This window comes from Pseudomonas sp. Pseusp9, assembly GCF_059491265.1.
Genome location: NZ_CP168500.1, coordinates 84,349 through 96,690 on the forward strand (window position 1 = coordinate 84,349; position 12,342 = coordinate 96,690).

General features: G+C 60.2%; 12 protein-coding genes. 8 read left to right on the forward strand and 4 right to left on the reverse strand.

The window, feature by feature from the left end:
• Positions 1–16 precede the first annotated feature (16 nt).
• Positions 17–1,201 carry a delta-9 fatty acid desaturase DesA gene (desA, locus tag ACEN8E_RS00280; protein ID WP_008019116.1) on the reverse strand — a complete coding sequence of 395 codons (1,185 nt, stop codon included), beginning with the start codon at positions 1,199–1,201 and terminating at the stop codon, positions 17–19.
• Between the two features lie 148 nt (positions 1,202–1,349).
• Between desA and dibA the strand changes: the two genes are divergently transcribed.
• The 6 genes from dibA to ACEN8E_RS00310 all read left to right on the forward strand — a co-directional run bounded on the left by dibA (position 1,350) and on the right by ACEN8E_RS00310 (position 7,610).
• Complete coding sequence (gene dibA, locus ACEN8E_RS00285; RefSeq protein ID WP_495590972.1) at positions 1,350–3,290, forward strand: phosphodiesterase DibA; 1,941 nt, start codon at positions 1,350–1,352, stop codon at positions 3,288–3,290.
• A gap of 287 nt (positions 3,291–3,577) precedes the next feature.
• Positions 3,578–3,760: a sulfur starvation response protein OscA gene (gene oscA, locus ACEN8E_RS00290; RefSeq protein ID WP_007975618.1), complete on the forward strand. Its 183-nt coding sequence runs from the start codon at positions 3,578–3,580 to the stop codon at positions 3,758–3,760.
• Between the two features lie 73 nt (positions 3,761–3,833).
• The gene (locus ACEN8E_RS00295; protein WP_223463259.1) at positions 3,834–4,847 is read left to right on the forward strand and encodes a sulfate ABC transporter substrate-binding protein; all 1,014 of its coding nucleotides are present in this window, start codon (positions 3,834–3,836) and stop codon (positions 4,845–4,847) included.
• 69 nt (positions 4,848–4,916) lie between these two features.
• Complete coding sequence (cysT, locus tag ACEN8E_RS00300) at positions 4,917–5,735, forward strand: sulfate ABC transporter permease subunit CysT (protein ID WP_007972956.1); 819 nt, start codon at positions 4,917–4,919, stop codon at positions 5,733–5,735.
• Positions 5,736–5,747: 12 nt separating this feature from the next.
• On the forward strand, positions 5,748–6,617 hold the full coding sequence (gene cysW, locus ACEN8E_RS00305; protein WP_008019109.1) for a sulfate ABC transporter permease subunit CysW: 870 nt from the start codon (positions 5,748–5,750) through the stop codon (positions 6,615–6,617).
• A 3-nt stretch (positions 6,618–6,620) separates the two neighbouring features.
• Positions 6,621–7,610: a sulfate/molybdate ABC transporter ATP-binding protein gene (locus ACEN8E_RS00310; protein ID WP_495590973.1), complete on the forward strand. Its 990-nt coding sequence runs from the start codon at positions 6,621–6,623 to the stop codon at positions 7,608–7,610.
• Positions 7,611–7,727: 117 nt separating this feature from the next.
• On the opposite strand, the gene ACEN8E_RS00315 is transcribed toward ACEN8E_RS00310, so the two are convergent.
• Positions 7,728–8,348 (reverse strand): LysE family translocator, encoded by a 621-nt coding sequence (locus ACEN8E_RS00315; RefSeq protein ID WP_495590974.1) that lies wholly within the window; start codon positions 8,346–8,348, stop codon positions 7,728–7,730.
• A 186-nt stretch (positions 8,349–8,534) separates the two neighbouring features.
• Positions 8,535–9,188: a response regulator gene (locus ACEN8E_RS00320; protein WP_495590975.1), complete on the reverse strand. Its 654-nt coding sequence runs from the start codon at positions 9,186–9,188 to the stop codon at positions 8,535–8,537.
• A gap of 31 nt (positions 9,189–9,219) precedes the next feature.
• Here ACEN8E_RS00320 and ACEN8E_RS00325 point away from each other — a divergent pair, with 31 nt between their 5' ends.
• Complete coding sequence (locus tag ACEN8E_RS00325; RefSeq protein ID WP_495590976.1) at positions 9,220–10,977, forward strand: sensor histidine kinase; 1,758 nt, start codon at positions 9,220–9,222, stop codon at positions 10,975–10,977.
• Between the two features lie 9 nt (positions 10,978–10,986).
• Here the strand turns inward: ACEN8E_RS00325 and ACEN8E_RS00330 are convergent, their stop codons facing one another.
• Complete coding sequence (locus tag ACEN8E_RS00330; RefSeq protein ID WP_495590977.1) at positions 10,987–11,517, reverse strand: Mpo1 family 2-hydroxy fatty acid dioxygenase; 531 nt, start codon at positions 11,515–11,517, stop codon at positions 10,987–10,989.
• 83 nt (positions 11,518–11,600) lie between these two features.
• Here ACEN8E_RS00330 and ACEN8E_RS00335 point away from each other — a divergent pair, with 83 nt between their 5' ends.
• Positions 11,601–12,287 carry a Crp/Fnr family transcriptional regulator gene (locus tag ACEN8E_RS00335; protein ID WP_495590978.1) on the forward strand — a complete coding sequence of 229 codons (687 nt, stop codon included), beginning with the start codon at positions 11,601–11,603 and terminating at the stop codon, positions 12,285–12,287.
• The last annotated feature ends 55 nt before the right edge of the window (positions 12,288–12,342 follow it).

A 12,342-nucleotide genomic window follows, 5' to 3' on the forward strand; every position in this document is an offset into this window, starting at 1 on the left:
CTCCCACAGGTTTTTTTCAGACAGCGGCAGGGCGCAGAGAGTAGGTCTTCAACTGATCGGCGAAGTCGCGCAGGGATTGAATCCCGCTGGCTTCGGCTTCGTGTACCCAATCCTTGATGGCAGCCAGCATGTCGTGGCCATTTGAGCTGGTCTTGACCCAGATCTGCTGCAGGGCCAGGCGTTTCTCGTAAATTACCTTCAGTGCCTGGCTGTGCTCGAGCATGTTCTGGATGCGCACATGGTGTTTGTCATCCAGCAGGCTGGTCTCGCGCGAAAGCAGGCGTTTGGCCCGGTGGAACTGGTGACGTACCGAGTGATCGACCTTTTCCAGCTCTTGCTTGACCAGTGGGCCGATTACCAATTTGCGGTACTGGGCCATGATCTGGAAGCGGTTGTTGAGGATCGCCATGGCGGTGTCCATGTCCAGGTTGCCCTTGCCTTCGACGCGGTGGGCAATCGGCGCAACCCGTTGAACCTTGGCCAGGCGCAGGAAACTGAAGACTTGAATCCACGCCCAGCCCAGGTCGAATTCCCACTTCTTCACCGACAGTTTTGCCGAATTAGGGTAGGTGTGATGGTTGTTATGCAGTTCTTCGCCGCCAATCAGGATGCCCCACGGCACCAGGTTGGTCGCCGCATCGCGGCATTCGAAGTTGCGGTAGCCGATGGCATGGCCCAGGCCATTGACCACGCCGGCGGCCCACACCGGAATCCACATCATCTGGATGGCCCAGATGGTGATGCCGATGGTGCCGAACAGCAGCAGGTCGATAACGCCCATGATCGCCACGCCCAGCAGCGGGAAGCGGCTGTAGAGATTGCGCTCGATCCAGTCTTCGGGGCAGTTCTTGCCGTAGATGCGCAACGTCTCGGGGTTTTCCGCTTCGGCGCGGTACAGCTCGGCGCCTTTGCGCAGCACCGTGGACAAACCCTTGATGACCGGGCTGTGCGGGTCATCGACGGTTTCGCATTTGGCGTGATGCTTGCGGTGGATGGCAGTCCACTCGCGGGTGTTCTGCGCCGTGGTCAGCCACAGCCAGAAACGGAAGAAATGCTTAAGGCCCCCATTCAGCTCCAGGGAGCGATGGGCCGAGTAACGATGCAGATAGACCGTGACGGCGATGATCGTGATGTGGGTCATCAGCAGGGTGACTGCTACCAGTGCCCAGGGCGACAAGCCAAGAAAACCTTCGTACCACATAGGCTATAGGGCCCTCGATGAAAGAAAAAAACAGCCGTTGCATTATCACTAAGCCCACACAGAAAACCAGTCGCCCTTTCAGATAAGAGTGGCGGGATGTGTCTTCAGACTATAATTCCAACCTTTTTGTAGGGACATGGATCGCCGGATGTCTGCCACCTATCGCGATGCCTTGCGTGCAGCGCTGCTTTACCTGTTGCTTTCTGTGGTTTGGCTGCAGATCAGTGGTTATTTATTGAACAGTTTATTCGATAGCTCTGCCGAGCGACTGCGATGGCAACTGATCAACGGTTACGTTTGGGTGCTGTTCAGCGCCGGGTTGATCTTCATTGCCCGGGCGCGGTTGTTGCGGTGTCTGGGTATCGGCGCCAAATTGCGTGAACGCGATGCCGATCGCATGCGCTTGCGCCAGGCAGCGGCCGTGTTCGACTGTACCCGCGAAGGCGTGCTGGTCACCAATCGGGAAGGTGTGATCGTCCATGTGAACCGGGCCTTTATGGAGATCACCGGATACGGCTGTGAGGACGTGCTGGGGCAACGGCCCAATCTGTTCAAGTCCGGGCGGCATTCCCCTGAATTCTATCGGGCGATGTTTGCCGCGCTTGCCAGTGTCGGAGAGTGGAGTGGAGAAATCTGGAACCGGCGCAAAAGCGGCGAGATTTACCCGCAATGGCAAACGATCCGCCTGATCCACGACGACTACGGCCAGCCGAGCCAGTATGTGGCGGTGTTTTCCGATATCAGTGCAATCAAGAACTCCGAACATGAACTGATGCACCTGGCGCACCACGATCCGCTGACCGACCTGCCGAACCGTCTACTGTTCACCGACCGCGCCGAACAGGCCCTGGCCTCGGCGCAGGTCCACAAGCGTGGCTGCGCGCTGCTGATGATCGATCTCGATCATTTCAAGATGATCAACGACAGCCTCGGGCACACCATCGGCGATCAATTGCTCAAGGCAGTGGCCGAGCGCCTGGGCGCCATGTTTGGTCCGGGCATCACCCTGGCGCGGTTGGGTGGGGATGAGTTCGCCGTACTCGCCGAAAGCTGTCCGCAACTGGTTCAGGCTGCTGCGTTGGCCCAGCGGATTATCGATGGCCTTAAAGAGCCGTTCCTCATTGATAGGCACCAGCTGTTCATCAACACCAGCATCGGCATCAGCCTGTTCCCCAGCGATGCCCTGAGCGTCGAGCAACTGCTGCGCAATGCCGACTCTGCGCTATTCAAGGCCAAGAGTGCGGGGCGCAATGATTATGCCTTGTACACCGAAGAGCTGACGGCCCACGCCCAGCAACGGGTCGAGATTGCCTTCGAATTGCGCCGCGCCCTGGACCAGCAAGAGCTGCGTGTTCATTACCAGCCGGTTCACGACCTCAGGACGCGTCGCCTGATGGGTGTCGAGGCACTTGTGCGTTGGCAGCACCCGCAACGGGGATTGGTGTCGCCGGCGGAATTCATCCCGGTCGCCGAACGAACCGGTCTGATTGCTGAAATCGATGCCTGGGTCATGCGGCAGGCGTGCCGGCAGATGTGCCAGTGGCAGCAGGACGGCGTGGTGCTGTCGTTCGTTGCGGTCAACGTCTCTTCGCGCCTGTTCGCCCGTCGTGAGCTGTATCGGCAGGTGGCGCAGGTCCTGCGCGAAACCGGGCTGGAACCGGCGTTCCTGGAGCTGGAGGTGACCGAAAGTGCGGTGATGGAGGATCCGGAAGTCGCGCTGGAGCAAATGCATCGCCTGCGCGAGTTGGGTGTGCGCCTGGCCATCGACGACTTCGGCACGGGTTATTCATCGCTGCTGCGGCTCAAGCGTCTGCCGGTGCAAAAGTTGAAAATCGACCAGGGCTTCGTCGCCGGATTGCCGTGGGATGAGGATGATGCGGCGATCTCGCGGGTGATCATCGCGCTGGCCCAGAGCATGGGCATGCAAGTACATGCCGAGGGGATCGAGCAGGTCGAGCAGGCGGCTTTCCTCCTCGAACAGGGATGCGAGCTGGGGCAGGGCTATTGGTTCGGGCGGCCGGTGCCGGCTGGGCAACTGGATTGGTTGCGGGCGCCGGTGATTGGAACATTTACCTCTGCGCCTCGGTAATACACAAATCCTGTGGGAGCGGGCTTGCCCGCGAAGGCGGACTGTCAGGCGACAGGGATCTTGAATGTGCCGGCCTCTTCGCGGGCAAGCCCGCTCCCACAGGGTTTTTTCTGCGCCTGAAAGAGGTCAATTCACCGCAAACCCTTGTCCCGCCAAATAATGTTTTCTGGTTATATAAACATTCTTAAATAGTCTTTTTAAGAATATCTACACCTCTCTAGTATTGCTCTCAAGCCGCAAGCAGTGCCGACACTGCGAGGCAACCTCTCAGTTGAAGGAGCAGCAATATGAGCGCATCCCTGCGTAGCGTCGACGGTCAAGACGAAGCCACCATCCTGCGTGAAATCCAGAGTGCCCTGCGCGACCTGCGCTTTGGTGCCGTGGAAATCACCGTGCACAACGCTCAGGTGGTGCAGATCGAACGCAAAGAAAAATTCCGTTTGCAGCAGCCGGGCAACAAGCCGGGCTGAGGCGAACCAGGCACCGCGATTTCCGATACTCCATAAAAAAGCCAACAAACCAAGAATTCCAGGAGCTTTCACCATGTCGTCGATTCGCCACTTCGCTTTGGCCGCCCTGGCCAGCGCCCTTTTTGCCGGTTCCGCGGTTGCCAAGGACTACGAGCTGCTCAACGTGTCGTATGACCCGACCCGCGAGCTGTACCAGGACTACAACGCCGAGTTCATCAAGTTCTGGCAGAAGGACCATGCCGGCGACACCGTGAAAGTCCAGCAATCCCACGGCGGCTCGGGCAAGCAAGGCCGGGCGGTGATCGACGGCCTGCGTGCGGACGTCGTGACCCTGGCCTTGGCCGGCGACATCGACGAAATCGCCAAGCTCGGCAAGACCCTGCCGGCGGACTGGCAAAAGCGCCTGCCGGACGCAAGCACGCCTTACACCTCGACCATCGTGTTCCTGGTACGCAAGGGCAACCCGAAAGGCATCAAGGACTGGGGTGACCTGGTCAAGAATGACGTCTCGGTGATCACGCCGAACCCGAAAACCTCCGGCGGTGCGCGCTGGAACTTCCTCGCAGCCTGGGCCTACGGCCTGAAAGCCAACGGCGGCGACGAAGCCAAGGCCAAGGAATACGTGCAAACCCTGTTCAAGCACGTGCCGGTGCTGGATACCGGCGCTCGCGGCTCGACCATTACCTTCGTCAACAACGGTCAGGGCGACGTATTGCTGGCCTGGGAAAACGAAGCCTTCCTGGCGTTGAAAGAAGAAGGCGGCGCCGACAAGTTCGACATCGTCGTGCCTTCGCTGTCGATCCTCGCCGAACCACCGGTGGCAGTGGTCGACAAGAACGCCGAGAAAAAGGGCAACGAGCAGATCGCCGAAGCCTACCTCAAGCACCTGTACAGCCCGGCCGGCCAAGAAATCGCGGCGAAGAACTTCTACCGTCCACGGGACAAGGATGTCGCCGCCAAATACGCCCAGCAGTTCCCGAAACTGGAACTGGTGAGCATCGACAAGGACTTCGGTGGCTGGAAAGCCGCGCAGCCGAAATTCTTCAATGACGGCGGTGTGTTCGACCAGATCTACCAGGCGCAGTAATCTTAAATAGCCATCAACGAGCCCCGGATTCGCCTCCGGGGCTTATTGCGTTCTCAACCAAGGACTTTTATGTCGCGTCGTATCTCCCCCGTCATACCCGGCTTCGGGCTGACGCTGGGCTACACCTTGGTGTACCTCAGCCTGATTGTGCTCATACCACTGGCGGCGATGTTCGTGCATGCCGCTCAACTCACCTGGGATCAGTTCTGGGCAATCATCTCGGCGCCACGGGTGCTGGCTGCGTTGAAGCTCAGTTTCGGCACCGCCCTGTGTGCCGCGATCATCAACGGCATCATCGGCACGCTGCTGGCCTGGGTATTGGTGCGCTATACCTTCCCTGGACGCAAAGTCATCGACGCCATGATCGACCTGCCGTTCGCATTGCCCACGGCGGTGGCCGGTATCGCGCTGACAGCGTTGTACACCCCTACCGGCCTGGTGGGTCAGTTTGCAGCGGATCTGGGTTTCAAGATCGCCTACACCCCCTTGGGCATCACCCTTGCCCTCACTTTTGTGACACTTCCATTCGTAGTACGTACCGTACAGCCAGTATTGGCCGATATTCCCCGTGAAGTGGAAGAAGCGGCTGCGTGCCTGGGTGCGAAGCCGTTGCAGGTTTTCCGCCATATCCTGCTGCCAGCGCTGCTGCCCGCGTGGTTGACCGGCTTCGCGTTGGCCTTTGCCCGCGGGGTCGGCGAGTATGGTTCGGTGATTTTCATCGCCGGCAACATGCCGATGAAAACCGAGATTTTGCCGCTGCTGATCATGGTCAAACTCGACCAATACGATTACACCGGCGCTACGTCCATTGGTGTACTGATGCTGGTGGTTTCCTTCGTCCTGTTGCTGCTGATCAACTTGTTGCAGCGGCGCATCGAAACCCCATAAGGAGGCGCACCCATGTCCCAATCGTCTATTGCTGCCGCTTCCTCGAACGCTGCCCGCCGTGGCAGTGCGACCTCGCGGCGAATCCTGATCGGCCTTGGCTGGCTGATTTTTGCGCTGTTTCTGCTGCTGCCGCTGTTCATCGTGGTGTCCCAGGGCCTGAAGCTCGGCCTCGGTGCGTTTTTCACCGCGATCTTTGAGCCGGACGCGCTATCGGCACTGAAACTCACGGTCATCGCCGTACTGATTTCGGTGCCGCTGAACCTGGTGTTCGGCGTCAGCGCCGCTTGGTGCGTGAGCAAGTACTCGTTCCGCGGCAAGAGCATGCTGGTGACGCTGATCGACCTGCCGTTCTCGGTATCCCCGGTGATTGCCGGTCTGGTCTATGTGCTGATGTTCGGTGCCCAGGGCCTGTTCGGCCCGTGGTTGCAGGATCACGACATCCAGATCGTCTTCGCCTTGCCGGGCATCGTATTGGCGACGATTTTCGTCACCGTGCCGTTCGTGGCCCGTGAACTGATCCCGCTGATGCAGGAACAGGGCACTCAGGAAGAGGAAGCCGCACGCCTGCTCGGCGCCAATGGCTGGCAGATGTTCTGGCACGTCACCGTGCCCAACATCAAATGGGGCCTGATCTACGGCGTGGTGTTGTGTACCGCGCGGGCCATGGGGGAGTTCGGTGCGGTGTCGGTAGTTTCCGGGCACATTCGCGGGGTAACCAATACCTTGCCGCTGCACGTTGAGATCCTCTACAACGAATACAACCACGTGGCCGCGTTCGCCGTGGCGAGCCTGTTGCTGATCCTGGCGCTCTTCATCCTGCTGGCCAAGCAGTGGAGCGAAAACCGTATCAACCGCCTGCGCGCCAGCGCCGCGGAGGAATAATTCATGTCGATCGAAGTGCGTAACGTCAGCAAGAATTTCAATGCGTTCAAGGCGCTGGACAACATCAGCCTGGACATACAGAGCGGCGAGCTCGTCGCGTTGCTTGGTCCGTCGGGCTGCGGCAAGACCACGCTGCTGCGGATCATCGCCGGCCTGGAAACCCCGGACCAGGGCAACATCGTGTTCCACGGCGAAGACGTTTCCGGTCATGACGTGAGGGATCGCAACGTCGGATTCGTGTTCCAGCACTACGCCTTGTTCCGCCACATGACGGTGTTCGACAACGTCGCGTTCGGCCTGCGCATGAAGCCGAAAAACCAGCGCCCAAGCGAAAGCCAGATCGCCACCAAAGTCCACGAACTGCTGAACATGGTGCAGCTGGACTGGCTGTCGGATCGCTACCCGGAACAACTCTCCGGTGGTCAGCGTCAGCGCATTGCACTGGCCCGCGCCTTGGCGGTGGAGCCGAAAGTGCTGCTGCTCGACGAACCTTTCGGCGCCCTCGACGCCAAGGTCCGCAAGGAACTGCGCCGCTGGCTGGCGCGGCTGCACGAAGACATCAACCTGACCTCGGTGTTCGTCACCCACGACCAGGAAGAAGCGATGGAAGTCGCCGACCGTATCGTGGTGATGAACAAGGGAGTGATCGAGCAGATCGGTTCTCCGGGCGACGTCTACGAAAACCCGGCCAGCGATTTCGTCTATCACTTCCTCGGTGATTCGAACCGACTGCACCTGGGCGAGGACAACCACGTGCTGTTCCGCCCGCACGAGGTGTCGCTGTCGCGCCATGAACTGGAAGATCACCACGCGGCCGAGGTACGGGATATCCGTCCGTTGGGTGCGACGACGCGGGTGACACTGAAGGTCGAAGGACAGACAGACTTGATCGAGGCCGAAGTGGTGAAGGATCACGACAGCCTGATCGGGTTGGCGAAGGGCGAGACGTTGTTCTTCAAGCCGAAGGTCTGGCAGAAACTCGCCAACATCTAAGAGCTTCGCGAGCAGGCTCGCTCCCACAGGGATCTGTGTCGTACACAAAACCTGCGGGAGCGGGCTTGCCCGCGAAAGCGTCGGGACAGACGACACTTCACCTCCGGCTTGCGCTGCTCACATCAAGCCGCTTTGCAGCACCAGTACACACCCCAACCCGATCAGGATCGTACCGCTGAACCGCGGTACGAATCGCTGGCAACGCGCTGTCGACAAAGGCCCGAGCAATAGCGATGCACCCAGTACCGCTGCCACATCGGCAAGGGAAAACACCAGGTTCACAAAGCTGCCCAGCAATAGAAACTGCAACCACGCCGGTGCCGAACTGGTGACATCGACAAACTGTGGCAGAAAGGTCAAAAAAAACAGCGCGGTCTTCGGGTTGAGGACTTCAACCACCACGCTGTCGCGCAGTACGCCAGGTTCCAGCCCTTGAACGGTTTCGATGACGCGCCCGCTTTTGACAATCATCGAACCGCCCAGCCAGATCAGATATCCCGCCCCGGCCAGCCGTATCATGTCAAACGCCATGGGCGCGGCATGCAGCAACGCCGACAAGCCGAATGTCGCGCCGGCGATGTGCGCATAACACCCCAGATGAATGCCCAGCGCTGCTTTCAAGCCGGCGCGTCGGCCGTGGGCCAGGGTTTGGCTGGTCATGTAGAGAATGGCGGGGCCAGGCATGCAGGCGAAGGCGAGCGTGGCGGTGGCGAAGGGAATCCAGAGCTGCAGTGACATGATGAGGCTCTTCCATTGAGTGAGTGCCGCGAGGCATGTTCTGGAAGACGCTGAACAGGGGAGGCAGATTGACTACAGGCAGCGCGTTACCAGTGCTGCAAGGTTATGGCGGGGGCCGTGAAGCAGAAATACGACAGCTGCCGTATTTTATCCGCGACGTGCGCGCAGGATGCTGTGCACAACACGTCAGCCCACAGGCAGGCCGAGTCGAACGGCATACACCGCCAGTTCGGCGGTGTTGTGCAGGTCGAGTTTGCGCATCAGGTTTTCCCGATGCTTGCGCACGGTCAGCGGGCTGATGTGGAGGGCGTCGGCAATGGCGCGCGCCGAGGAGCCTTGTGCGACCAGGCTGAGGATTTGTTGTTCGCGCTTGGTCAATACGGCGTTTGCAATCAGGTGCTCACCGGGATTGCTGCTGCCATGGCCATCCACCGCGAAGCGCACGGCGACCGCCAGGTAGCGTTTGTTCTGCTGGATGGCATCGATGGCATCGAGCAGCTCCTGGCTTTCATCAGCCTTGGTCACGTAAGCCTGCACACCGGCATCCAGCACGCCACGAATGGTGTTCAGTTCGACATTGGCGGTCAGCACCAGAATTTTCAATCGAGGGTAATCGGCGCGCAGCTCGCGGATGAATTGCAGGCGATTGACCCCGGGCATGCCCAGGTCGAGCAGCAGGAGGTCGATGCGCTGCGCTGCCAGTGCATCGAGGATGCCGTCGCTGTTGGCGGCCTCGGCGACGACCTGCAAGTCGTCCCGGGTCGAGAGCAGAAATCTCAGACCATCGCGCACGATGCTATGGTCATCGGCAATCAGGACGTTCAGGCGCTTCACTTCCATTTGCAGTCGCTCTTATTTTTGAGATGTCGTCATGCCCGAGATCGTTGCGCGCAAGTATTTCGTCGATCTGTTGTTTCGACAATCCTATGCGGTGTTATTTGCCAACTTTGTCATACCCTGGCCGGTGGCCTACGTGTTCAGGCACGCCGTGCCCTTGAGCTGGAGCGCCGTATGGATTCTGGCCATGTACGGTTTGACGGCCTGCCGTGTCCTGCACTCGCGTCGCTATCTTGGACAATCAAAACGGGCAGTCCCACTGCGGCCGCAGCAATGGGGCTGGCTGGCGGCGGTGCTGTCCTGGCTGTCGAGCCTGCTTTGGGGCGCGTTGGGCTGGGTCGGTTTTGCCACGGGTGACCCGCAGTTGCAGGCCTTCACCTGTGTGGTGCTGACCGGCCTGGTGTGTGGTGCCGTGCCTTCGTTGTCGGCGTTCCCGGCGGCGTATGCCGGCTCGTTGATAGCGATGCTGGCCCCCATCACCTTACAGTGTCTGATGACCTCCGGGGAGGTTTACACCACGTACCTGTTTTTCCTCGCCTGCCTGGCGGGGGTGAATCTGTATTACAGCCGCGTTACCTGGCGAACACTGCACGAGACCATCAGGTTGCGCCTGGAAAACGTCGATCTGGTCAGGCGGCTGGAACAGGAACGTGATCGCGCGCAGGCGGCCGACCAGGCCAAGTCACGCTTTCTGGCGGCGGCCAGTCATGATCTGCGCCAACCGATCCACGCCCTTGGGCTGTTTGTCGCAGGGCTTGCGTCATTGGCCGAGCGTGGCGCGGTAGCGGCAGAAAAGGCTCGGGATCTGGCAACTCGCCTGGGGACGGTCATCGGCAACCTCAGTGGCTTGCTCAATGGCCTGCTCGATATCTCCCGCCTCGACGCCGGTGTAGTCGCCGTCACCCGGGAAAGGGTGTCGGTGGAGCGTCTGTTTGCCGACCTTGCCGACGAGTTCAGCGCCAATGCCAAGGCGCGAAACCTGCGCTGGCGGGTGCGTCCAGGCCAACTCTGGATCGATACCGACCCGGTGCTGCTCAAGCGCATGCTCGACAACTTGCTGTCCAACGCCTTTCGTTACACCGATCAGGGCGGTGTCTTGCTCGGCTGCCGGCGCAGCCGGCACAGTCTTGAAATACAGGTTTTCGATACGGGGCCGGGGATTGCCAGCGAGTATCGCGATCAGATTTTCGAAGAATTCGTTCAGTTGCATAACGCCGAACGTGATCGCAGTCAGGGGCTTGGCCTGGGGTTGGCGATCGTGCGGCACACCGCGCGGCTACTGGGGCATGAGATTCGCGTCACATCAGCCGAAGGGCGAGGTTCGATGTTCTCGGTGAAGGTCCCTTTGGTCGCCGCGCCAGCCTTGACGCAGCCTCACATCGTCGCGGCGGCGCAGGGTGACAACCTCGGAATCCTGATCATCGACGATGAGCGCACGGTGCTGGACGCCTTGCGTCAATTGCTCGAAGTCTGGGGGCATACAGTGTATGCCGGTGCATCGGTTCAGGAGGTGTGCGATCAGCATGGCAAGGCGGCCGAAACCGGACCGGCCGCCGTGCACCTGATTCTCAGCGATTTTCGCCTGAACGGCATGAATGGCCTGGAGGCAATCCGTCATGTGCGCAGCTATCTCAAGGCACCGGTGCCGGCGATCATCATCACCGGCGACACGTCATCGGCTTGTCTTGAAGAGACGGCTGCCAGCAATTTCCGTGTGCTGCAAAAACCCCTCGATGCCAGGTTGCTGCGCGACAGCCTGAAGGCGTGCCTGGAGTCTCGGCGAGTGGGTTGAAAGCGCTCGTCAGACGCTGCCAGAGCGCCCGTGCGCCAGTGTCCGGACCGGGCCTGAACGTTGCTCGATCTGCTCTTTGAGGTCATGGCGCATCCCCAGCATGAACGCCAACTCCGCCACCACGAACAACGGCCCGACAATCAGCCCGGTCACGTCATCGACAAATGCCGGTTTGCGCCCTTCGTAGTGATGGCCGACAAACTGGATCGCCCAACCGATCACGAACATCGCCACGCCGCTGCCCAGCCACACCAGCGTGCTTTGCTGTGCCAGCGCATGACCGGCCCAGATGCTCAACCCGAGCAACACGGTCATCAACACGCCCAGTCGCAACTCCAGACGCAGGTAAAACCACGCCGACGCCAGCGAGACGAGCACCGCCGGTGACAGCCACACGCCGCCCAGCGACCATTGCGGCCGAGACAGCAACACCGCGACAGCAACCACGATCAGCGGAATGCCGATAAAGTGCGATGCAATGTTGCGCGGGTCACGGTGGTAGGCGGCGTATTGACTGAGATGGTCGACGAGGCTTTTCATTGTTGTTCTCCTGTGGGGTGACTGATCATGCCCCGGGGCCACTTCCCGCTCTGTCAGCCAGGCGACAATCTCTAGGAGTTTTCATGGATATGCAGGTTTGGCGTCCACGCCTGATGAGCGGCCAGTGGTTCAGCCATTTGCCTGTTTCCCTACAGGATAGTCTGCTGTCGGTGGCCAGGGTGCGGCGCTTGTCTGCGGGCCAGCGGCTGTTCAAACGTGGCGATCCGCCCTGTGGCCTGTACGCGGTACTGGAAGGCGCGGTGCGCGTTGGCGCCGTGAGCGAGCAGGGCAAGGAAGCGCTGCTGAGCCTGGTGGAGCCGCCGCACTGGTTCGGTGAAATCTGCCTGTTCGATGGCCAGCCACGTACCCACGATGCGTACGGTGTGGGCCAGTGCACGTTGCTGCACATTCCCCAGAACACCTTGCTGGCGCTGCTCGACGAGCATCCGCAGCACTGGCGGCAACTGGCGTTGCTGATGAGCCAGAAATTGCGCATGACCTTCATCAGCCTCGAACAATTGAGCCTGTTGCCGGCCCCGGCACGGCTGGCGCACCGCTTGTTGATGATCGCCGAAGGCTATGGCGAGACCGTCCCTGCGCGCCGTGTCCTGCAACTGCCCCAGGAGCAGCTGGCTTCAATGTTGTCGCTGTCGCGCCAGACCACCAACCAGATTCTCAAGGAGCTGCAGGGGCAGGGGATTATCGGGCTGAGTTACGGCGAAATCGAGATTCTCGATGCCGAGCGGTTGCGGCGGTTGGCGATGGTTTGATACGTGCTATGGGCGTCAGTAAATGTAGTTGGACTTCGACCCGTGTCTGCACTAT